This is a genomic window from Niallia sp. FSL R7-0648, from assembly GCF_038007005.1.
GTDB classification, from domain to species: domain Bacteria; phylum Bacillota; class Bacilli; order Bacillales; family Cytobacillaceae; genus Niallia; species Niallia circulans.
In genome coordinates, this window is sequence record NZ_JBBOWE010000001.1 from 3,132,341 (window position 1) to 3,154,518 (window position 22,178).

A 22,178-nucleotide genomic window follows, 5' to 3' on the forward strand; every position below is an offset into this window, starting at 1 on the left:
TTCTTGTTGAATAATTAAGCCATAAGAAAACTACCTTATTTACAAACTGCTTCTAAATCCTTCACTACTTTACAGGCATCCTCCCATTGATAAATGGTTGCGCCTGAGGCCATTGGATGTCCTCCACCATTATATTTTTTTGCAATTCCATTAATAACTGGTCCTTTTGAACGCAATCTTACACGAATTTGATCTGCTTCTTCAATAAAAAAGACCCATGCTTTTAAACCTTTTACACTCCCTAGACTGCTAACAAGTAACGATGCCTCTGCAGGAGTTGCCTGAAATTGAGCTAATATTTCCTTATTGAGCTTCATACTTGCTACTCCATTTGCATGAACTTGAAAATTTTGCAGAACATAGCCACTCAGCTTGACAATATGGGGATCGAGTTCATACATTTGGTCATACATTTCTGTGCGCGAAAAAGAATATTTGATTAATTCTCCGGCATAAAGAAATGTTTTTTCCGATGTACTTGGATATAGAAATCTCCCAGTATCTCCAACAATTCCCGCATATAGCAGCCTTGCAGCCTCATCACTCATCTTTAGCCCCTGATCTTCTCCAAACAAATAAAACTCATAGATCAACTCACTTGTCGAACTAGCTGCAGTCTCTACCCAAACTATATCGCCATATGCATCATCATTTGGATGATGGTCGATCTTTATTAGCATTTTCCCAGTCAGAAAGCGCTGGTCACATACTCTTTCTTGATTAGCTGTATCACATACAATGACCAGCGCATCAGCATAGGTGCTGTCATCAATGACATCGAGTCTTCGTAAAAAGTTTAAGGAAGCTTCTTCTTTTCCTACCGTATAGACGTTTTTATCGGGATAAGAAGTTTTTATAATTTCTGCTAATCCACCTTGCGATCCATATGCATCTGGATCTGGACGGACATGTCTATGAATAATGATAGTATTAAAGGCTCTTATCGCATCTAGTATTTTCTGTTTCATTTATTTCTCCTTTCATTAATGACGATCGATTAATTGACACATCATCATCGCTTTTCCAACAAGTACTCCGTGGTTAAAAACTTCTACATCGACTTTCCCAAATTTTCGTCCAACTTCTAAAATTTTGGGAACTATTTCAATAACACTATCCATTTGAACTGGCTTGATAAAATAGATGGTCATATTTTCGACAACTAAATCACCTTTTTTAAACCCTCTAAGTACTCTGTTCGCCGCTTCGGAAACAATCGTTGTAAACACCCCATAAGATATGGTCCCTAAGTGATTCGTCATCTGCGGAGTTACTTCACAGGAAAAGGCTGTTTCCCCTTTGTTTTTTCCTTTAGTCAACAAGACATGCTTTGTGACAATATCATCAATCGTTTCGCCAATTTGAGGCTGTCTTTGGTTCATTTGCAGCGCTTTTAATACATCTTGTCTACTAATAATCCCTTCTAGCTTGTTTGCTTCATCTACAACTGGCAAGACTTCAATTCCTTCCCATACCATCATATGCGAACAAGAAGCAACACTTGTTTTGCCACTAACCGTCATTGGGTGTTTTGTCATGACTTTATCGATCGTCATATCCATCGATTTTCCAATGATATCCTTTGATGTAATCATCCCTTGTACTTTTAAACTATGATCCACTACTGGGAACCGACCGTGTAACGTTTCTTTATTATATTTATGCCACAAAGCAACATCATCCGTTGTCTTTAAGTAAATCGTTTCTTTAAGCGGTGTTAAAATATCTTCTACTAAAACAATTTCTTTTTTTATGAGCTGATCATAGATTGCCCGGTTTATCATCGTTGCAACAGTAAATGTATCATAGCTTGTTGAAATAATCGGGAGCTGCAAATCGTCTGCTAAACGTTTCACATGTTCCTCTGTATCGAAGCCACCTGTAATTAAAACCGCAGCACCAGCTTTTAATACATGTTCATGTGCCCGCACACGGTTCCCTATAATCAAGAGATTTCCAGGACCTGTATAACGCATCATTGCATCTAATTTCATTGCCCCAATAACAAAACGATTTAAGGTTTTATGTAAACCAGCTCTCCCACCAAGAACTTGTCCATCCACAATATTAACTACTTCTGCATAGGTTAACTTCTCAATATTTTCTTTCTTCTTTCGTTCAATTCTAATTGTACCAACTCTTTCAATGGTACTTACATACCCTTTATTCTCTGCTTCTTTTATCGCTCTATAAGCTGTTCCTTCACTTACATTTAATGCTTTCGCAATTTGTCGAACAGAAATCTTTTCTCCTACTTGTAATTCATCAATATAATTTAATATTTGCTCATGTTTTGTAGCCAAATTACCACCCTCTTTTAAGAAAAGCACACTGCTTCTCGCAGACAAACTTAGAAAATTCTATTGGTTAAACTCTCTCGTTTGTTCTATGCGAAAACTGCCTGTACTAGACATTTTCATACCATTTATTTCTATTTATTACAATTTATCCATCTATGTTTCAATAGTTTTCGGCTAACTATTAATTTCTTTCATTTAAAGCTGCCTTCTTTAATATCTATGATTTCCCTAGGTAAAAAATCTATTGAAAAAAGCTTGTATATCTTTATTATAGAGTGAACTACTAGGGTATTCAATGAATTCTCTGTTAATCGCCATTAAAACATTCAGTCATTTTGTTTTTTGAGTGGAGTATGTCTTTTGTGGACATCTTTATTTCTTATTAAAATATTACATGCTAAAAGGGCTGGAAGAAAATAATTCCAGCCGTAAATAAATCGAACCACATTATACGGATATCGGCAATAAAGACCCGCATAATCATTTACCAGCATACGGACCCTTATTTATTGATAACGGGAGATAGATTTTCGTTTTAGTTCTATCTCTCTCCTCTTTTCATCTTATTGGTAATAATAGATTTTCTTCTTTTTCTGTGCTTTACTATAGGACCTTTTGGCTGGTCGTGGTTTTTTAGGGGTATATAGTAATGCAGTTAAATTTCCCGCTACTACCATTAAGGCAAAGGCTAGCCATGTAACCGAAAATATTCCTTCAGCCCCGTTACTGAAGGGAGAAAGTCTTGGCATTCCATAATATAAAAGGACACCACATAATAATATACATAGTAAATATCTATTCTTATTCATAGTCGCTAAAACCTCCTTGATACTATCCTATGCGGACAAGGACAAAAAAAGTATTTAAAAATTAGCTAAAGCATCTGATCACACAGAAAGTTTCGTAAGTCTAAATATTTACATACACGACTTATGTTGATAATCTTATAGGATAAGAATAATATTTAACTGGTCCTACAATATAAGGAAATGGAAAAAAGTATAGACTTGTTAAGAAACACTTGGAGGTAGGTTGAATTGAAAAAAAAAATAGCGTCTCTAGCAAATTGGATGAAGCAGGAAGAAATTGATTTCACTTTTTTAACTTCTACAGATAATATTTTCTATTTTAGCGGATTCTATAGTGATCCACATGAAAGATTATTGGCTTTGATTGTCTTCCCAGAAAACGATCCGATATTAGTTTGTCCTGCAATGGAAACAAATGATGCTAAAAATGCCGGGTGGAGCTATGATATCATCGGCTATAGTGATACAGAAAATCCATGGGAGGCTATTCAAAGTATGGTTCAAAGCCGTACAAACCGTACAACAAAAGTAGCTCTTGAAATAGATCACATGAATGTGGCAAGATATCAGGCACTTCAAACGTCATTTCCAAACATTGAAGGATATGTTTCAGCAGAAGAAAAAATTAATACTTTGCGCATGATAAAAACATCAGATGAATTAGCTAAGATAAAAGAAGCTTGTAAATGGGCTGATTTCGCTATAGAAGTAGGCTGTAATGAAATAGCAGAAGGCAAATCTGAAATGGAAATTCTAGCTGCAATTGAATATGAATTGAAGAAAAAAGGAATTGGTAAGATGTCCTTTTCAACCATGGTTTTAACTGGTGTGAACGGCGCTTCCCCTCATGGTAATCCAGGAGAGACAAAAATCAAAAAAGGAGACCTAGTATTATTTGACTTAGGGGTTGTTGTTGATGGATATTGTTCCGATATAACCAGAACAGTGGCATTTGGCGACATTAATGATAAGCAAAAGGATATTTATGATACAGTTTTAAAAGCTCAGCTTACAGCGATTAAAGCCTCTAAGCCAGGCGTTTCTTGTGCTACTGTTGATCTAGCTGCTCGAAACACAATAAGAGAAGCAGGTTATGGCGAGTTTTTCCCTCACCGTTTAGGGCATGGATTAGGGATTAGTGTTCATGAATTCCCTTCCTTAACTGAAACAAATTCCCTAGTTTTACAAGAAGGTATGGTATATACAATCGAGCCGGGAATTTATGTACCGAATGTTGCAGGAGTTCGGATAGAAGATGATGTTTATGTTACAAAAGATGGAGTGGAGATTTTAACTAAATTTCCGAAAGAGCTTCAAATTATTCAATAAATGGTAAACAAGAAAATCCGCCTGTTTTTTAATATCTGTCATGCGGATGTTAACCACAAACCTGTTTTCTAAATAACCCCAACGATAATTCGGAGTTTCCCCTAGCATCTCCGTATAATCGTTGGGGTTTATATGTGAATGAAATACTCATGCCCCCAAAAAAACGAATCTATTATCTTCTCTTTTAATGTACTTGCACCTAAATTTATATTTTACATAAGATACCTAAACTTAAAAAGGAATAAATGGGGGAGAAGAGAATGGTTAAATATGTAGATTATACAGATCCAAAAATCCAATACCATTTTGATGTAAATAAAAGTAATTTTTTCACAAGAGATAGTCATAACTATATTAATGTTTTAGGAGAACAACAGTTAAATTCGTTAGAGAATGTGTCATTGCTAGATATCTATTTAAGCAGAGATATTGTAGTTGAACCACATATTCACCAAAATGCGGCAGAGCTCGTATACTGCATTTCCGGTTCTGCTACTGTTTCACTATTAAATCCTTTTACAAAAAAAATCCTAAACTATACCATTACGCCTGGCCAAGTAGCTAATGTTCCCCAAGGCTGGTGGCATTATGAAATCGCAAATACAAATAAGACACATTTATTAGCTATATTCAATGCACCTACACCTGAAGCAATCTTTGGCTCTGATTTACTTCGTCTAACTCCTCCAGACTTAATGGCACATACTTATTCATTGGATCTTCATAAGTGGAAATCCACCATCTCTCCCATTAATAAAACAACAATTCTTGGCCCAGTGATTAGTAGAAATAGTTCTAGTCAAAATTATTATGCAGACGCCCCTTATCCTCAGCCTATCTACCAGCCTTACTACATTCCAAGAAATTACTAACAAGTTGAGTGCAGATGATGGATTAAAAATTAGGGCAGTTATTTATTTAAAAAGGACGATTTGTTTTGCAACAGTACTCACAGGCTGAATGGTATATATTGCTTTCCACCAGGAGAGCGTTGAGGGAGGTTCAGCCTCCTCCATTCAGCCGCAGGTCATAGTAACTTAAAACTAGTTTATCTTAAATGATAGGTGGAATTAGTTATTATTCGCCTATCATTTAAGGCTCAGGCTCTTCCTACAGTCTTTTTTGTTTAGTCCTTTATTTGTTTCTGCTCTTTATCCAAGAAGGCATCAACCGCACCGTCGTTATAGGATTCCATCACTTGGGCAGTTACTTCTTCGCTTCCTTTTTCATCAAATTGAAAATCATTCTGTATACTTTCATTTTGTTTGTGCATCTCTATTCCTTCCTTTCTTATTTTTCCCCCTATTATTTGATTGAAAAGTTAAACTTATGCATGAATTGGGTATATAATAGAAGTAGATAAACTTAAGGAGTGAATGCTTATGAACGTAAACTATCAAAACATTATTGTGGCAGTAGATGGTTCTGACGAGGCTGATAACGCTATAAAGAAAGCGATTTCAATCGCAAAAGAAAATAATGCTAGACTTGTCATTGCCCATGTTATTGATACGAGATCTTTTGCAACAGTAGCTGCGTACGATCAATCCATTGCAGCTAAATCAGATGAATTCGCAAATGAGCTCTTAGATAAATATATTGTTCAAGCAACTGCAGCAGGAATTGAGAATGTTGTAAAGGCAATTGAATTCGGTTCTCCAAGAGCAGTAGTTCCTCGAGAAATTGCGACAAAGTACAAAGCTGATTTAATTGTGTGTGGAGCGACAGGTTTAAATGCCGTTGAGAGATTTATTATCGGCAGTGTCTCTGAAGGAATTACCAGAAATGCTCCTTGTGATGTTTTAATTGTTAGAAGCAGTGATCAATAGAAATAAAAAGAAGAAAATTCTATTATTGAAAGCAGTGTTTGCAATCAAATAATAGAATTTTCTTCTTTTACTTCACTTCTTCTTTTTCCAAAACGCAAAGCTTTGCTTTTTCAATCGCCTGCTTTATTTGGGTAAATCCAGTTCCGCCAGCACTATTTCGTCTTTCAACTGCCGTTCTGGGATTCAATACATGGTAGATATCCTGTTCAAATAAGCTGCTCGCCGCTTGTAGTTCTGTAATACTTAAATCCTGCAAATAACATTTTTTATTCACACAGTATAGAACCAATTTCCCTACTACTTCATGTGCCTCTCTGAATGGCATCCCTTTTTCTGATAAATAATCAGCTAATTCTGTAGCATTAGAAAAGTCATTTTTCGTGGCATTTTCCATTCCTTGCTCATTAACCTTCATTGTTTGAATCATACCAGCAAAAATGCGCAAAGAGCCAACCACCGTTTTTACGGTATCAAACATCCCTTCTTTATCTTCCTGCATATCTTTATTGTATGCTAAAGGCAAACCTTTCAATACAGTTAACAAGCCCATTAAATTTCCATAAACCCGTCCGGTTTTTCCTCGGATTAATTCAGCCATATCTGGATTTTTCTTTTGGGGCATAATGCTGCTTCCCGTGGAAAAACTATCGTCTAATTCAATAAATTTAAATTCTTGAGAAGACCAAAGAATAATTTCTTCACTAAAGCGCGATAGATGCATCATTAAAATAGAACTAGTCGATAGAAATTCTAGAATAAAGTCACGATCGCTTACTGCATCCATACTATTTTCATAAATGGAATCAAAGCCAAGTAAGTCAGCACTATAGGAACGATCAATAGGAAAGGTTGTTCCTGCTAAAGCACCTGCACCTAGTGGTGATACATTAATTCTCGTTACATTTTCCTGATATCGCTGTTTGTCTCTTTCAAACATCCAGAAATACGCCATTAAATGATGCGCAAAAGAGATAGGCTGGGCACGCTGAAGATGTGTATAACCAGGCATTACTGTTTCAATATGATGCTCTGCCTTTTCCAGCAACGAGCTTTGCAGCTCATTCAATAATTGGATAATTTGTTTCACTTGTTTTCGCAGGTAAAGATGCATATCTGTTGCAACCTGATCATTTCTACTTCTACCAGTATGGAGCTTCCCACCTACAGGACCAATTAAATCCGTTAATTTACTTTCTAAATTAAGATGGATATCTTCTAGTTTTACAGAAAAAGATAATTCATCCTTTTCTGCTTGCTTTTTTAGAGTAAGTAATCCATTTTTGATTTTCTCTGCCTCTGCTACTGACAATATCCCTGTCTTAGAGAGCATTTCCACATGGGCAATGCTCCCTTCTATATCTTCTAACACTAGTTCTTGATCAAAGGAAATGGACGCCCCAAATTCATCTACCCATTCCTCGGCAGATTTTGTAAATCTGCCTCCCCATAACTTCTTCACACAGACACCTTCTTGTCGTTTTCCACAATGCTTTGAACCTTTGTAGGAAGTCCCCAAAGTTTAATGAAGCCAACCGCTGCTGCATGATCAAACTCATCGTCGGAAGTATACGTAGCAAGTTTTTCATCATATAAAGAATACGGTGATTTTCTTCCTTCTACAATCGCATGCCCTTTAAATAGTTTCACGCGAACCGTTCCTGTCACGTTTTTCTGGGTTTCTTGCAAGAAAGCTTGCAATGCTTTTGTAATTGGAGAGAACCAAAGTCCCTCATAAATAACTTCTGTGATTTTCTTTTCGATAACTGGTTTAAAATGAGCTACTTCTTTTACAAGCGTAATATCTTCTAATTCTTTATGTGCTTTCATCAATGTTAAAGCACCTGGACATTCATACACTTCTCTTGATTTAATTCCTACTAATCTATTTTCTACATGATCGATTCTACCCACACCATGTTTTCCAGCGATCTTATTTAACTCAAGAATTAGCGCAGATAAAGAATAAGTAATACCATCTATGCTGACAGGGACACCTTCCTTAAATTCAATTTCAATAATATCTGCTTGATCAGGAGCATTTTCGAGACTTACCGTTAAGTCATACGCTTCTTCTGGAGGGGCAGCCCAAGGATCTTCTAAAATTCCACATTCATTGCTTCTTCCCCATAGATTTTGGTCTATAGAAAATGGACTATCCAAGTTAACCGGGATGGGAATATTTTTTTCTTTTGCATAAGCAATTTCTTCTTCACGAGACCATCCCCACTCACGGACTGGTGCTAATACTTTTAAATTAGGATTTAATGCTTGGATAGATACTTCAAAACGCACTTGGTCATTTCCTTTTCCCGTACATCCATGTGCGACCGCAACAGCATTTTCTTTTTCTGCAACTTCTACTAATTTTTTGGAAATTAAAGGTCTTGATAATGCAGAAACAAGGGGATACTTTCCTTCATAAAGGGTATGTGCCTGCATAGCAGTAAGTGCAAAATCCTGTGCGAATTCTTCTTTTGCATCGATGACATAAGATTGAACTGCACCAACCGAAAGTGCTTTTTGTTGTATAAAGTTCAAATCCTTTCCTTCACCAACATCTAAGCAGCAAGCTACTACATCATAACCTTGATCCTGTAACCATTTTATTGCTACAGATGTATCTAATCCTCCTGAATATGCTAAGACTACTTTTGGATTTGCCATTACCTAATTCCTCCTATATGCGAATAAATATTCATTTATTTATATTTTTATTCAAAAAAAAACTATATGTATCACTTTAACAACTTTCCCTAATAATTTCAATAGAATTTTTATAAAAATTTAAATAATTTTATTTTTATACACACAAAAAGATAGGAAGTCTCAGTATACATCCTATTAATAAACTAATTATTTGTATCTATAAAAGTAAACTTAATCTTTTATGCATTATTTTATACATTTCATTAGTAGATAAATTCTATTTTTATATATAAAAATAGGTCAACCCTTTTCTTTACTTGAAAAGTTATTGACCTTTTTATTATTATTTATGCAATTCGCTGACAACATGACTTAATTCAGGAAGGATTAATTTGTTCATCGCAAGCCGTACAGCACCTGTAGATCCTGGAGTACAAAAAATGACCGTATTATTAATCGTTCCAGCAATCGCTCTTGATAATATAGCACTAGAGCCTATATCTTCTGTATAGCTTAACATTCGAAACAGTTCTCCAAATCCATCTAATTCTTTTGTTAGGAGAGGTTTAATGGCTTCGATGGTAATATCCCTGGGTGAAATTCCTGTCCCTCCATTTAAGAGAATACAATTAATTTCAGCTGATTGTACCCCCGTCATTATTTCGTGTACAATTTGTTCTTTCTCATCCCTTACGATGACATACTTTCGTATAGAATGGTTTTCCTGTTCTAACAGATCAATCATCAATTTACCGCTTTTATCATTTTCCTCAGATCTTGTATCACTAACGGTTATCACTTTACAGCCAACCTGTAAGTATTGATGCTTCGTATGGATTTGTTTATTCATATTCCCCACTCTTTCGCTCGTTTTCTTTCTCCACTGTAAAATATGCTTTATGTGCCTTATCCAATAATAACGAGGCTTTGTCGCGTGTAAATAAATGAAGACGATGCATTGGTCTTGTCATTGCAACATATAAAAGCTTTAAATCTATTTCTTCTTGGGAAAAAGACTCATTTAACGTAAAAAGAAGAACTGCGTCAAATTCCAGTCCCTTGGAAAGGTAGCTTGGTACAATAATTAAATATTTCTTTTCAAGCTCTTCATTTTCTTGAAGAAATTGGACATTAGGCACTTTTCTTTTTTGCATCTCTTTCAATATTGCTCTACATTCTTCCTCTGTTTTACCAATAATAGCAATGGAGTGATAACCGTCATTATGCAGTCGATCTGCTACTTGAATCATTCTGTCAATCAATTCTTGTTTTTGCTCATATAAATGAACAGTCGGTTTTTCTCCATGGCGGACAACTGGTTTCACTTTGGGCAAATCTTCATTGACTAAATGCAAAATTTCATTTGCCAAAAACATAATTTCAATCGTAGTCCGGTAGCTTTTTTGCAAGGTCATATAATTCGCGCGCGGAAAAATAGTTTGCCGTAATGTCTGCCAGTTCTGTAATCCCCGATAGGAGTGAATCCCTTGTGCTAAATCTCCAACAAGGGTAAACATATCTGTTTCTAGTCCTGCTTTTAAGGCATATAGCTGAAATTCGCTATAATCCTGCACTTCATCAATGACAATATTCTTCGCTCGATATTCTTTATCTATGCCAAATATTTTATACTGCAAATAAAATAATGCCCCTAAGTCCTCGATTTCCACTTTCTTTTGTTTTAATATCTTTCGCTGGAAGGCAATCAAATAATCTAATTGCTTTTCTGTTAGCGAATCTTCCGTATATTTTCTAAGGAGCTCCTTATCCGCAAATAATCTGGAATAATACTCATATAAATCGGTTGTCTCCATTGTCTTCATATATCTTCTAACAGCAGTTGAAGCTTCTTTCTTTACAGTTGCTATTCTTTCTGCCTTCGTGTCTAGAAAATAGACAACTTTCTCTTTCCGCTTTGAATCTTCTTTTATCTTTAAGGCACGATCTAATGCATCTTCATACTTATCTTCCAACTTACTTAAAATTATTTTCTTTTTCCGTTTTAAATCAGCTTGTAAGATTCCCTTTATTTTCTCCTTCCGTTTGATTAAGGGAAGATAATCGTATTCCTTCTTAAATAAACGCTCCAGTTTCTTTGCTCCATATAACGGGAATTTTTCTACCCGAAAATCTTCTTTTGGACTCATTTCATTACATATATCCACTAAATATTTATCCATTACCTTTTTATATTCTAAAGATCCTTTATAACGGGAAAGCCACTTAACCAGTTCTTCTTGTTTGTTCTTATGATTTATAAATGTTAGTAATTTCTTATTTGACTGAATTACTTTCATTTTCTTTCCAATGCATAGTAAAACATAATCTAGGAATGTCGTTTGACGAATCTTCTCTACTCCCAAATCAGGCAGCGCTTGTGCAATATAACCGATAAACATATTATTAGGCGCAATAATCATTAATTGCTCAGGCTGAAAATATTTTGCATAGTTATAGATAAAATAGGATATTCGGTGTAAAGCAATTGTGGTCTTTACACTTCCGGCCGCTCCTTGGACAATGATTGGCCGATTTAGATCTGCTCGAATTATTTCATTTTGTTCAGCTTGAATAGTTGAAATGATCTCTGTTAGTCGCTGGTCTGCTTTTCCAGCAAGAGATTGCTGCAATAATTCATCTGTTGTAGTTAAATCAATATCCTGATAATGAAGGAGCTCTCCTTTTTCAATTTTAAATTGTCTTTTTAATGATAAATGCCCTTCAATCGTTTCTTCATTCACTTCGTATGAAACTTCGCCCAATCGTCCATCGTAATAGACATTTGCAATTGGTGAACGCCAGTCTACAATTATTGGTTTTTGTGTGTCCTTTTCAAAAAGCGAAGTTTTTCCTAAATAATAGACATTCTTTTGGGATTTCCCTTTCATTTGATAATCAATCCGCGCAAAATAGGGAGTATCTAAAATACGTTTTAAAATACTTAACTCGGTTGTTGCAAGCTGTAAAAACTTACTATTCGTTAAATAGTTGATATAACTCAAACTACTGTCAAGCGCCTCTTCATTGCTTATGGATTCTCGCACATTTTCCTGTAATGTCCCTTGATTGATCTGCGCCTCCTGCAAAACAATATTCATATAATTTTTCGTATATTCAAGTCTTTTCCTTTCCTGTTCCCATTCGTCTAATGAAAAGTCTTCCATAGTTTCCCCTTTCTCCATTTATAAGAAAACTTCCATCCGCACCTTTTTTGGTCCCGGTTGCTACACTTATCTTAAAGACGGATAAATTCCATCTCGTTTACTTAGTAAATAGCTTTTTTGATAAAAATGATGTGCCAATTCCGTCATCTCTTTCGTAAAATGGTAATTCGCCGCTGCTCCTATTATGGTACCAGCCATACTCGATTTCCTTTTAAAAAATAAGATAAATGAAAGCTTTATCAGCTCATTTAATAAAGAATGCAGCATCTTTTCCTGAACTATTTCATCCTTTCCATCATAAAAGAAACCTTGCTGTTCTTGCTCTAATTCATCCATTAGCTCATTCCATGCTTCTTTTCGCTGCTCATGCGGCAAACATCCTGCACAGAAAACTTTCAATGCCGTCATGATTTCATTGGGACTATCAGCTGGTCTTCCATATAGCGAAGCAAGAACCTGAACGGATCGAAGATTAATAATAAGCATCGAGAGAAAATCGCCCATGAAAAAACCAGTATGCTTCGAAGCCAAAGCCCCTTGGACCGAGGCAAGCATCCTGTAATGAGCCATTAGTTTTTCTGCAATGGATTGTAATTGGTCTATACTCAATTTTGTCATATCTCTTAAAGTGAAGATGGATTCATTATGTACTCTTGCCTGCTGCATAATTTTTTGGGCGGTGTTTCGTTGAAATGTGGAATTAATTAAGATGGCATGAAGATGGAATAAGATATTATTAAATGATCGTACAATTTTTTGTTTTTGCCATTCAGGTAAATAGGATAAGCCAGTATCTATGTAATCAGAATAAAGATGGAGAATTTTGATGGATCGTTCACTTTTCCGTTCATTTTCCCATTGCTCTAATTTATCCAAATAATAAGCTTCAGCTTTTGTAAGCATTTAATCCCCCCCTAAATAATAAGAATCATTCCTTATTTTACTAAAAGAAGCCAATAAAAGACAATATATTTATCCATTCAAGTAGTATTCCTTTTTTTATAGGAAAAAGACAATCTTTCTCGTACATTATGCTACGAAAAAGATTGTCTTCTAATTTTTCATCCTAGACCTTTGTACGCTTAACTTAAATACCAGCTAATCTACAAACGTCTCTTGCAATCATTACTTCTTCATTTGTTGGGATTACCATTACTTTTACTGGAGAATGTGGATAGTTAATGAATGACTCTTCACCAGAGATTTTATTCAATGTTGGATCCCAATAAACTCCCATAAATTCAAGCCCTTGAAGAACTCTAGCACGAACAATTTCACTGTTCTCACCAATACCAGCAGTAAAAATAATTGCGTCTACACCGTTCATTCCAGATGCATATGATCCAATGTATTTATGGATGTTATCTGCAAAAATTCTCAATGCAAGTTCCGCACGATCGTTGCCTTCTTTTGCTTGCTCTGTAATATCACGTAAATCACTGGAGAAACCAGAGATTCCTAAAAGACCACTCTTCTTATTTAATACTTGTAATACTTCATCAGCAGATTGATCTGTTTTTTCCATGATAAATGGAATTAACGCAGGGTCAATATTACCAGAACGAGTTCCCATTGTAACACCTGCAAGAGGAGTGAATCCCATTGAAGTATCAACAGACTTTCCACCTTCAATAGCTGCGATACTAGCACCATTTCCTAGGTGACATGAAATTAAGCGTAATTGGTCAATAGGACGGCCTAATAATTCAGCAGCACGTTGAGACACGTATTTATGGCTTGTACCATGGAAACCATATTTACGAATTCCATATTGCTCATAATATTCATATGGAAGGCTGTATAAATAAGATTTTTCCGGCATTGTTTGATGGAAAGCTGTATCAAATACAGCTACAGCCGGAACATTTGGCAATACATGTTGGAATGCACGAATACCAGTTAAGTTAGCTGGATTGTGTAAAGGTGCTAATTCAGATAAAGTATCAATTTTACCAATTACATCATCTGTAATTACTGCAGAATCAGCAAATTCTTCTCCGCCGTGAACAACACGATGGCCAATTCCTTCGATTTCATCTAAAGATGCGATAATGCCTAATTCTGTTAATTTGCCTAAAAGAATCTTAACAGCGACATCATGATCAGGAATTTCTGTAACTTCCTTGATTTTTTCTCCGTTGACAGAGATATTAAATACAGCATCAGTTAATCCAATGCGCTCTATTAAACCTTTTGTAATTACTTCTTCACTTGGCATTTCGAACAATTGAAACTTTAGTGAAGAACTACCAGCATTAATCGCAATTATTTTTGCCATAAAATGATTTACTCCCCTTTTGTATAACAACTTTTTATTTACTTTGCCTGACATTGAACAGATCGAATCATACAACAGACAAGATTTACTTCTTTCAGTTTTTCATTAAAACATTCTACTAGAAACATTTCAAGCACATTATGCCCAGTTATTCATTTTTTTTTAGATTTTCGTCGATTTTTCGAAAAAAAGACAAATTTGCGCCGATTATCTTCTATATAATAAAAGGAAACTGTCTTATAACACTTAACGTAATTTAAATTATTATCCTTACTTATTTGCTTGTATCCATGTGTCCAATTCACTTAAAACTTGTTCCATTGCACGCATATTAGAGAAGCTTGGAACTTTTGCAAGTAAAACTTGCTTTGGTGCTACTATATTATTCCCCTTTTTCTGTAGAATCAATATACTTTTTGCGGACTGTTTATTTTTGAAAAGCGTTTCCGGCAATTGCATTATTGCTTGTATGTGTACTTCTTCTTTTATATAGTCATGAAGTTTAGCCGCTTGCTCTGACTCAAATAAGTTATTAGGAATAACAAAGAAAGCATAGCCCCCAGGCTTAACATAATTTATACTTTGTTCGATGAACAAATGATGTGCATATGTATGCCCATCTTCCGCTTTCACTTTAAATTCATTCGCACGAATATCGTTCGGATAATACCCTACTGGTAAATCACTTACGACAACGTCGACTGGATCAATAAACAAATGCTCTAAGCTATCTTGGTTAAAAAATTCAATCGGTTGTTCCTGAAGATTCGCATTTACTAATGCTAACTGTAAAAGCAAGTCATCAATATCAACACCGTAGGCTGCAATATTCTTACCGACTTGATGGTTCATCACAGTTGTTAATAGATTGCCTGTCCCAACTGCCAAATCTAATAACCGAAGCTCTTCACTCGTATAAAACTTTTGTACTAAATAACCAAAGAGGATTCCAATTGAATCTGGTGTCATTTGATGATTAGGCTGTGTATTTTCTTTCATTCCTTTTAAAATGACTAATTGAAATGCTTTACGAATTTCCTCTTTTGAATATTTAGCCAAGTGAATCGTTTCATATGATTTTTTTAATCTTTTTTTACTTAATTCACTTAACTCTTCCTGTAAAATCGCTTCTTGAAAAATATTCTCTCCTGTTAAAGCTAAAGATTCTAAATACGTATATTCTAGTTCTTCTTGTATAATCAATGCTGTTTCATTAAAAACTGTAAATAATTCTTCTACTGGAGAAATGTTCATGTTATCACCTAATTATTATAGATTTCTTATAAAATAAACCAAATAAAAAGAGTCTGTCCCTTTTAAAAGGCCAAACTCTAGCTTATCATACGGTTAAGAAATTAACCAGATAATCGATTGTATTATCTGCCGTTCGGCAAATTAATTAGCTTCTTTTACTGCTGCGATTGCTGCCTCATAATTTGGATGATTGCTTCCTTCACTTACATATTCTACGTATGTTACCGTATCATTAGCATCTACTACGAAAACAGCACGTGCTAATAATCGCAATTCTTTCATCACAACACCATATGCTTCCCCGAAAGACAAGTCTCTATGGTCTGATACGGTAATAACATTTTCCAACCCACTTGCTGCACACCATCTTCTTTGCGCAAAAGGTAAATCGACACTTACTGTTATTACTTCCACATTTTCAAGCTTGGAAGCTTCTTCATTAAATTTTCTTGTTTGCGCATCGCACACACCTGTATCAACAGAAGGAACTACACTAAAAAGACGAATCTTTCCTTTTGAGCTAGCTAAAGTCACTTCTGACATATCATTCGCTAATACAGTAAATTCGGGAGCTTTGTCTCCAACTTTAATTTCGTTCCCAATCAGTGTGACTGGATTATGTTTAAATGTTACATTTGCCATTTGTCTCTCCTCCATATTCATATGTAATTACTATCATCATATCGATAGTTGCTACTATTTGCAAAAAATACGAACTGTTTAAGGATATTTACAGGCAAAGTGAAACGAGCTCACCGATTCTTGTGAACTCGTTTTGCTAACAATTAAATTCGCAGTTTGCTGAACATTAAAATTCAATATCTTCTTTTTGTTGCTGTGATTGTCCTTCACTACTGTTGGAATTAGAAGATAAATCTTTCTTGGCAAACATTTGCTGAATTTTATCAACAGCTTGTGGAGCAATATCCAAGATTTTTTCATAAAGATGGGTACTTTCATCTAAGTGGACCATTTTTACTCCTTGAGCATTTACAATTAAAAATGCAATTGGTGTAATACTAACTCCACCACCGCTACCTCCACCAAAAGGATGCTTTGTTAAAGAATCATTTAATGAATGATTCTCTAACGTAAATTCGCTCCCTCCGGCCGCAAATCCAAATCCAACTTTAGAAACAGTTAAAATAACGCTGCCATCTGGTGTTTCGACAGGATCGCCAATAATCGTATTGACATCAATCATTTCTTTTAAATTTTCCATCGCAGTTGTCATTAAGCCTTGAATCGGATGATCTGACATTTTCCTATTCCTCCATTGTCTATTGTTTACTTTGGATAGACGTTTCATTTGTTTTAAAATTAGGGAAACCATCTTTCCAATATTTCACCAGTTTAATTCCTGCCATCATAGCATGCCCTAACCGAAATTGAATCATACAAGAAAATAATGTTTCAGAGGCAACTCCCTGAAATTGAGGATAGATATTTATTTTCGGCATATCACGCAGCTTCATATAATTACTCATCATTCCGATGATACTGCCTTTTACTGCCCAAATTGCACCCGAAACCATCCCTGTATGCGCCGCATCTCCTAGGCCCACAATGGAGCTCCATTCTATATTCTTTATTGTTAGTTTTGCTAAAAACGCTCTTACTATGCGGTGAAAATGAACAACATGATTTAATAACTCTTGGGAATTTGATAAAAAATTTAATAAATCTGAGCCAGAAAATTGTTTCGTATCCTCCATTGTCTCTTTTTTGCCTGTTATTTCTGTTTCTTCTTCTATTACTAATGAAGGAGAGTCCTCATCTATTTTGATTAGTGGTATCGTCTTCTTATACCGAATAATTCCAAATAACGCACGAACTTCTATTTTTAAATCATCGTTATCTTTCTTATGGTAATAGCGGATATGTATCGTTAATTTAAAAAAACATAAAGATAGTAGAAGTAATAAAAAAGCACCAATAATAATAGCTAGAATGAAAAGAACTTTCATTTTGGCAACACTTCCCTTCAGCTTATTATTATTGGATAAAGCAGCCAAAATTAAACATGCTAGGTCTGCAGTTAATTACCAGAAAGCGTGTTTCACAAAATCAATAAAAAAACCCAAACGATTATACGAAAATTACCATTTCCGTATAATTGTTCGGGTCTATATTCGTTAAAATACTGCAATCCTCGTCTCATTTTTGTTATCGGTCATGTACTACTGCCGTATCAGCAAATATATCATGAAGTCCTTGTTTCTTTGGTAAGAAGGCAACTAATGCATATAAAATGAAAAAGCTGCTAGAGATAAATCGACCTATCCACTCACGGAAAAGAATAGTATCCCATGTTAGTTTTTCTTTGTTTATCGGTACAACTTTTAATCCAAAAATCATTTTCCCTAATGTTTGTTTCAAAAACTTTGTCATTAACACAAAATATAAATAAAACGTAATAGCTGTACAAATGTTTACTGTTGAGAAAATCCCTGATTCGTATAACGGGATATCGGCTATTCGTAAAATCGGATAGATTAGAATTCGATTGACACTTGAAACAATAATTAAATCTGCTAGATATGCCCAAAAGCGCATCCAGAATCCTGCATACACATAAGGAGCTTCCCCCAATGGCAACTTCTTTTCTTTTGGTACATTTGGTGTCTGCTCATCCCTATCTACTGTTTCCTTATATGAAATAGTAGATTCTGACACTGTTTCTCCCTTTAAAGAAGTTTCAGTTTCCAACTTTTCATGTTCATTACTCAATTAGTTCCCCTCCTATTCTGCATATAAATACATTAGTCGAGGCGAGTTAGCATTTGTAACGATTTTTAATATATTTGCTAATTCTTTATCCTCACTTGTTATTAATTTTTTCGCAGTCATGCCAAACAAGGAACCAAAGCCAGTATTGTCCGTATACTTAACAACCGCAGCATCATTTAATTGATAGTCTGCTTTCATCTTTTCTACCACATCATCAAAATAACCAAAATCATCAATTAAATTTAATTCCTTCGCTTGTCTTCCATCATAGATACGACCATCTGCGATTTTCTTCACTTCTGCCTCTTTCATACCTCGTCCATCTGCGATGACTTTAACGAAACCAGCATATGAATTATCAATTAATCGTTGTAAAATGTCTCTTTCTTCCTCTGTCATTTCTCTAGTAGAACTCATAATATCCTTGTATTTACCACTTTTAATTGTAACAAATTCAACACCATACTTTTCAGCTAGACCTTCAAAATTATATCCACTCATAATAACACCAAGCGAACCAGTTAATGTTTCAGGACTTGCAAAAATTTTATCAGCAGGGGCTGAAATATAATAACCTCCAGAAGCTGCCATTGATCCCATTGAGACATAAACAGGTATTTTAGCTTCCTTTTGAATTTCCACTATTTTATCGTGAATCTGCGCACTTTCCACTACTCCTCCACCTGGAGAGTTCACTTTCAAAATAACCCCTTTTACACTTGGATCTTCTTTTATGTAATCCAGCTTTTCCATAAAGGAAGTATGGTTATATCCAGCTGCTGAAAAAAGAGAATCCGCATCACCAGTATCCTGTATCGTTCCAGACACTTCTAAAACTGCTATTTTATTAGCGATATTTCCATCCTCTATGTATTCTTCTACATAAGGCGCTTTACCTTCACCTAGAAATTGTCCAAATAACTCTTCCACATCGGTTGTAAATGCTATTGATACCAAACTAGTAATAATGGAGAAGGCAAAAATAACACCTGCTATGCCTAAAGCTGCCCAACGTTTTCCATTCATTCACTCAAAACCCCCTAATATTCGTTCTCTTTCCTTTACGTTCTACCAAGAAAAATGTTTCAGAAAAATGCATAATTCCAACTATAGTATTTTATTATTTTTCTCTTATGCTATTCCTTTAGCTTCTTCTTTCTTTTTTGCTGAAGAAAATAGCTTTGTTCGTGAAAGAGAATAAATCGTTAATGCAGACCAAATAAATATAAATGCTAATAAGTGTGCCGTTGTAAATGGTTCGTGATAGACAAATACACCAAGAATTAATGTTAATGTAGGTGTTAAGTATTGTATGAATCCTAGCATGGATAAAGGAATCCGCTGCGCTCCCTTAGCGAAAAATAATAACGGAACAGCTGTCAACACGCCTGATATAATTAACAAAAAGTCTAAACTGGTTGAAACAGCCAAAAAGGCATGATTCCCTTTTGCAAATAAATAACCGATATAAAGGAGCGCAAATGGGGTAATAAACATGGTTTCCAATGTTAATCCTACATCGGAATCAACTTTGATTAATTTTTTTGCCAAGCCATATAAACCAAATGTCATTGCTAAAGATATTGCTATCCAAGGAAAGGCTCCATGGGCGAATGTAATAATACAAACTCCGATTGCAGCTAATAGTACGGATACATACTGGATCTTCGATAATTTTTCTTTCATCACAAAAATGCCTAATAATACACTTACTAATGGATTTATATAATACCCAAGACTCGTTTCGATTATTTTGTTGGCATTTACCGCCCAAATATAGATAAACCAGTTACAACTAACTAGCACAGAAGCTATAAATAGCATAATCGCCTGTTTTTTTTGATACTTAAATGATCGTAGTGTTTGAAAAAACAATGTCCATTTCCGTGTAATAGTAAGTAAAATACACATAAAAATAAACGACCAAAATATTCTATTTGCAAGAATTTCATCTGCTCCTACTCCTTGCAGATGTTTCCAATATATCGGAAACAGCCCCCATATTAAATAGGAAATCCCCGCAAAGATGACCCCAATCCGAACATTATTTTTCTCCATTTTTCATCGCTTCTTTCTATAATCGAAATATTCCATATTATATACATTTTTTTGGAGGTTGACAATCAATCTTTTTTAGAAATCTTTGTAATGGATTAACTTCCTCTGTTAAATACGTTCGTACATTATTTCATTTCCAACAATAGTTTTCGTTACTTCGATTTGCTCTATTTCATGTGAGTTCACGTGAAATATATCCATATTTAAAATCGTAAAATCCGCTACATACCCTTTCTCAATCTTCCCCCGATCCTCTTCATGACAAATAGCATAGGCACTCCCTTTTGTATACAGGCAAACTGCTTCATAAATCGTCAAAGCCTCTCCGGGAATATATCCTTTTCCTTGTTTATCCTCTTGGTTAGATCTTGTCACTGCTGCTTGAATTCCTACTAAAGGATTCACATTTTCAATTGGAGCATCTGAACCACCTGCACAATGCAATCCTTCTTCTAATAATGTTTTCCAAGCATAACAGTATGCTAAATTTTCCTCTCCCAGTCTATCGATAACCCATGGGAAATCGGAAGCTACAAAGCTAGGCTGGATATCTAATATTAAAGGTAATCCCTTCATACGTTCGATTAAATCCTTGCGCAGCATGGTTGCATGGATAAGACGATCTCTCCCAGACCCTTGCAAGGGATACTTTTCAATAGCATTCAACACCATCTCAAAGGCAGCATCCCCAATGGCATGTACAGCAATCGGATTTTCTTTTTCTCTTGCCTTTGCTACTAGGTCATCTAACGTTTCTTGGGTAAAAATACTTACTCCATTTGTCGAAGGATCATCATGATACGGTCTACTTAAAAAGGCGGTTCTTCCTCCGAAAGCGCCATCTGCAAATATTTTCATGCTACCAAACTCTACCCATTCGGAACCACCTAAGTATTTCCCACCATCTTCTTTCATCTCTTCAAACACTTCATGGTGCACAAGCAGATGAGCTCTAAATAGATTGCCCTCTTCTTCTATTACTTTTTTAAAGGACTGATATGTTCCTTTATATCCATGATAGTAATTTAAGTCTTCTGTATGAGCTCCAGTAAGGCCTAATCGGTAAGCATCTTTAATTCCTGCTCGTAATGCATTCTCCACATATTCGTCTGTTACTTTTGGTAGAACACTTGTGATTAATTCTTGAGCTTGATCTTTAAATACGCCATTAAGGTTGCCTAATTCATCCTTCTCGATAACTCCACCAAATGGAACTGGTGTATCATTTGTAATATTGGCAATCTTCAAAGCATATGAATTCACCGCAATCGCATGCTTGCATATTCGGTTAAGGAGAACGGGATGATTGGGAACATGTTGATCAATGTCCTTAGCTGTCAGGACTTTCTGTTCAGGCCACATGTTTTCGTTCCAACCATCTCCGATAACCCATTCGCCTTCTTTAATATCCTTTGCATAACTAGCTAGCATTTGTAAAGCTTCCTCTTTCGAGGTGCAAGCAGATAAATTTAGTCTTAAAAGTTTTTCTCCGTGACCAATTAAATGCATATGACTATCAACAAAACCTGGTAGAAGCACATCACCTTTTAAGTCTATTTCTTCCTCTATGCTTTCTCCATGTTTTTCTAACAAATATTCCTTATCACCATAGTCTACTATATATTGTCCATCTGTTAAAATAGCTTCTACCAGATCTCCTTCTTCTTTAAGTGTATATATTTTCCCACCATAAATAAGTTTTCTCACGTCAATCCCTCCCCATTTTCACTTTTCTTTTTACAAAAAGGACACTCTTAAAAGTGCCCTTTTTGTCTCCCTGC

General features: G+C 35.3%; 21 protein-coding genes. 3 read left to right on the forward strand and 18 right to left on the reverse strand.

All coding sequences use genetic code 11. From position 1 onward, the window contains the following. Positions 1–35: 35 nt before the first annotated feature. The 3 genes from NSQ89_RS15425 to NSQ89_RS15435 all read right to left on the reverse strand — a co-directional run bounded on the left by NSQ89_RS15425 (position 36) and on the right by NSQ89_RS15435 (position 3,109). On the reverse strand, positions 36–968 hold the full coding sequence (locus NSQ89_RS15425; protein WP_341132887.1) for a DHH family phosphoesterase: 933 nt from the start codon (positions 966–968) through the stop codon (positions 36–38). A 15-nt stretch (positions 969–983) separates the two neighbouring features. Further along, the gene (locus NSQ89_RS15430; protein ID WP_047941853.1) at positions 984–2,303 is read right to left on the reverse strand and encodes a CBS domain-containing protein; all 1,320 of its coding nucleotides are present in this window, start codon (positions 2,301–2,303) and stop codon (positions 984–986) included. A 560-nt stretch (positions 2,304–2,863) separates the two neighbouring features. Further along, complete coding sequence (locus tag NSQ89_RS15435; protein WP_047941852.1) at positions 2,864–3,109, reverse strand: hypothetical protein; 246 nt, start codon at positions 3,107–3,109, stop codon at positions 2,864–2,866. 228 nt (positions 3,110–3,337) lie between these two features. On the opposite strand from NSQ89_RS15435, the gene NSQ89_RS15440 reads away from it, so the two are divergent. Together NSQ89_RS15440 and NSQ89_RS15445 are read left to right on the forward strand one after the other, a co-directional pair. Then, the gene (locus tag NSQ89_RS15440; RefSeq protein WP_341132888.1) at positions 3,338–4,438 is read left to right on the forward strand and encodes a M24 family metallopeptidase; all 1,101 of its coding nucleotides are present in this window, start codon (positions 3,338–3,340) and stop codon (positions 4,436–4,438) included. A gap of 260 nt (positions 4,439–4,698) precedes the next feature. Beyond that, positions 4,699–5,310 carry a cupin domain-containing protein gene (locus tag NSQ89_RS15445; protein ID WP_047941851.1) on the forward strand — a complete coding sequence of 204 codons (612 nt, stop codon included), beginning with the start codon at positions 4,699–4,701 and terminating at the stop codon, positions 5,308–5,310. Positions 5,311–5,564: 254 nt separating this feature from the next. Here the strand turns inward: NSQ89_RS15445 and NSQ89_RS15450 are convergent, their stop codons facing one another. Beyond that, on the reverse strand, positions 5,565–5,711 hold the full coding sequence (locus NSQ89_RS15450; RefSeq protein ID WP_156485418.1) for a hypothetical protein: 147 nt from the start codon (positions 5,709–5,711) through the stop codon (positions 5,565–5,567). A 109-nt stretch (positions 5,712–5,820) separates the two neighbouring features. On the opposite strand from NSQ89_RS15450, the gene NSQ89_RS15455 reads away from it, so the two are divergent. Next, positions 5,821–6,267, forward strand: coding sequence for a universal stress protein (locus tag NSQ89_RS15455; protein WP_047941850.1), 447 nt, complete (start codon positions 5,821–5,823; stop codon positions 6,265–6,267). Between the two features lie 67 nt (positions 6,268–6,334). Here the strand turns inward: NSQ89_RS15455 and argH are convergent, their stop codons facing one another. From argH to NSQ89_RS15525, 14 genes are all read right to left on the reverse strand, one after another. Next, positions 6,335–7,726: an argininosuccinate lyase gene (gene argH, locus NSQ89_RS15460; RefSeq protein WP_061798734.1), complete on the reverse strand. Its 1,392-nt coding sequence runs from the start codon at positions 7,724–7,726 to the stop codon at positions 6,335–6,337. After that, positions 7,723–8,931 carry an argininosuccinate synthase gene (locus NSQ89_RS15465; protein ID WP_047941848.1) on the reverse strand — a complete coding sequence of 403 codons (1,209 nt, stop codon included), beginning with the start codon at positions 8,929–8,931 and terminating at the stop codon, positions 7,723–7,725. The genes argH and NSQ89_RS15465 overlap by 4 nt, the downstream gene beginning before the upstream one ends. Before the next feature lie 325 nt (positions 8,932–9,256). Continuing rightward, positions 9,257–9,763 (reverse strand): MogA/MoaB family molybdenum cofactor biosynthesis protein, encoded by a 507-nt coding sequence (locus NSQ89_RS15470; RefSeq protein WP_341132889.1) that lies wholly within the window; start codon positions 9,761–9,763, stop codon positions 9,257–9,259. After that, positions 9,756–12,077 carry an RNA polymerase recycling motor HelD gene (gene helD / locus NSQ89_RS15475; RefSeq protein ID WP_341132890.1) on the reverse strand — a complete coding sequence of 774 codons (2,322 nt, stop codon included), beginning with the start codon at positions 12,075–12,077 and terminating at the stop codon, positions 9,756–9,758. The genes NSQ89_RS15470 and helD overlap by 8 nt, the downstream gene beginning before the upstream one ends. 66 nt (positions 12,078–12,143) lie before the next feature. Beyond that, complete coding sequence (locus NSQ89_RS15480) at positions 12,144–12,980, reverse strand: EcsC family protein (RefSeq protein ID WP_341132891.1); 837 nt, start codon at positions 12,978–12,980, stop codon at positions 12,144–12,146. Between the two features lie 184 nt (positions 12,981–13,164). After that, positions 13,165–14,355 carry an acetate kinase gene (locus NSQ89_RS15485; RefSeq protein ID WP_047941845.1) on the reverse strand — a complete coding sequence of 397 codons (1,191 nt, stop codon included), beginning with the start codon at positions 14,353–14,355 and terminating at the stop codon, positions 13,165–13,167. A 270-nt stretch (positions 14,356–14,625) separates the two neighbouring features. Continuing rightward, on the reverse strand, positions 14,626–15,609 hold the full coding sequence (locus NSQ89_RS15490; RefSeq protein ID WP_061798736.1) for a class I SAM-dependent methyltransferase: 984 nt from the start codon (positions 15,607–15,609) through the stop codon (positions 14,626–14,628). A gap of 141 nt (positions 15,610–15,750) precedes the next feature. Continuing rightward, positions 15,751–16,251, reverse strand: coding sequence for a thiol peroxidase (tpx, locus tag NSQ89_RS15495; protein WP_047941843.1), 501 nt, complete (start codon positions 16,249–16,251; stop codon positions 15,751–15,753). A gap of 166 nt (positions 16,252–16,417) precedes the next feature. After that, entirely contained in the window at positions 16,418–16,870 is a 453-nt protein-coding gene (gene ytfJ, locus NSQ89_RS15500; RefSeq protein WP_047941842.1) for a GerW family sporulation protein, read from the reverse strand. 19 nt (positions 16,871–16,889) lie between these two features. Beyond that, on the reverse strand, positions 16,890–17,576 hold the full coding sequence (locus NSQ89_RS15505; protein WP_047941841.1) for a DUF2953 domain-containing protein: 687 nt from the start codon (positions 17,574–17,576) through the stop codon (positions 16,890–16,892). Between the two features lie 199 nt (positions 17,577–17,775). Next, positions 17,776–18,339: an RDD family protein gene (locus NSQ89_RS15510; protein ID WP_047941840.1), complete on the reverse strand. Its 564-nt coding sequence runs from the start codon at positions 18,337–18,339 to the stop codon at positions 17,776–17,778. Between the two features lie 12 nt (positions 18,340–18,351). Beyond that, positions 18,352–19,365, reverse strand: coding sequence for a signal peptide peptidase SppA (gene sppA, locus NSQ89_RS15515; RefSeq protein WP_095258035.1), 1,014 nt, complete (start codon positions 19,363–19,365; stop codon positions 18,352–18,354). Between the two features lie 105 nt (positions 19,366–19,470). Continuing rightward, positions 19,471–20,397, reverse strand: a complete 927-nt coding sequence (gene rarD, locus NSQ89_RS15520; RefSeq protein ID WP_061798739.1) for an EamA family transporter RarD — start codon at positions 20,395–20,397, stop codon at positions 19,471–19,473. A 108-nt stretch (positions 20,398–20,505) separates the two neighbouring features. Beyond that, complete coding sequence (locus NSQ89_RS15525; RefSeq protein ID WP_061798742.1) at positions 20,506–22,104, reverse strand: amidohydrolase; 1,599 nt, start codon at positions 22,102–22,104, stop codon at positions 20,506–20,508. Between the last annotated feature and the right edge of the window lie 74 nt (positions 22,105–22,178).

Coding starts and splice junctions, on each gene's coding strand:
- NSQ89_RS15505 (WP_047941841.1), bottom strand. CDS start 17,576: ATGAAAGTTCTTTTCATTCTAGCTATTATTATTGGTGCTTTTTTATTA.
- NSQ89_RS15450 (WP_156485418.1), bottom strand. CDS start 5,711: ATGCACAAACAAAATGAAAGTATACAGAATGATTTTCAATTTGATGAA.
- NSQ89_RS15470 (WP_341132889.1), bottom strand. CDS start 9,763: ATGAATAAACAAATCCATACGAAGCATCAATACTTACAGGTTGGCTGT.
- NSQ89_RS15455 (WP_047941850.1), top strand. CDS start 5,821: ATGAACGTAAACTATCAAAACATTATTGTGGCAGTAGATGGTTCTGAC.
- NSQ89_RS15485 (WP_047941845.1), bottom strand. CDS start 14,355: ATGGCAAAAATAATTGCGATTAATGCTGGTAGTTCTTCACTAAAGTTT.
- rarD (WP_061798739.1), bottom strand. CDS start 20,397: ATGGAGAAAAATAATGTTCGGATTGGGGTCATCTTTGCGGGGATTTCC.
- NSQ89_RS15490 (WP_061798736.1), bottom strand. CDS start 15,609: ATGAACATTTCTCCAGTAGAAGAATTATTTACAGTTTTTAATGAAACA.
- helD (WP_341132890.1), bottom strand. CDS start 12,077: ATGGAAGACTTTTCATTAGACGAATGGGAACAGGAAAGGAAAAGACTT.
- NSQ89_RS15445 (WP_047941851.1), top strand. CDS start 4,699: ATGGTTAAATATGTAGATTATACAGATCCAAAAATCCAATACCATTTT.
- NSQ89_RS15425 (WP_341132887.1), bottom strand. CDS start 968: ATGAAACAGAAAATACTAGATGCGATAAGAGCCTTTAATACTATCATT.
- NSQ89_RS15480 (WP_341132891.1), bottom strand. CDS start 12,980: ATGCTTACAAAAGCTGAAGCTTATTATTTGGATAAATTAGAGCAATGG.
- NSQ89_RS15435 (WP_047941852.1), bottom strand. CDS start 3,109: ATGAATAAGAATAGATATTTACTATGTATATTATTATGTGGTGTCCTT.
- sppA (WP_095258035.1), bottom strand. CDS start 19,365: ATGAATGGAAAACGTTGGGCAGCTTTAGGCATAGCAGGTGTTATTTTT.
- NSQ89_RS15465 (WP_047941848.1), bottom strand. CDS start 8,931: ATGGCAAATCCAAAAGTAGTCTTAGCATATTCAGGAGGATTAGATACA.
- ytfJ (WP_047941842.1), bottom strand. CDS start 16,870: ATGTCAGATCATCCGATTCAAGGCTTAATGACAACTGCGATGGAAAAT.
- tpx (WP_047941843.1), bottom strand. CDS start 16,251: ATGGCAAATGTAACATTTAAACATAATCCAGTCACACTGATTGGGAAC.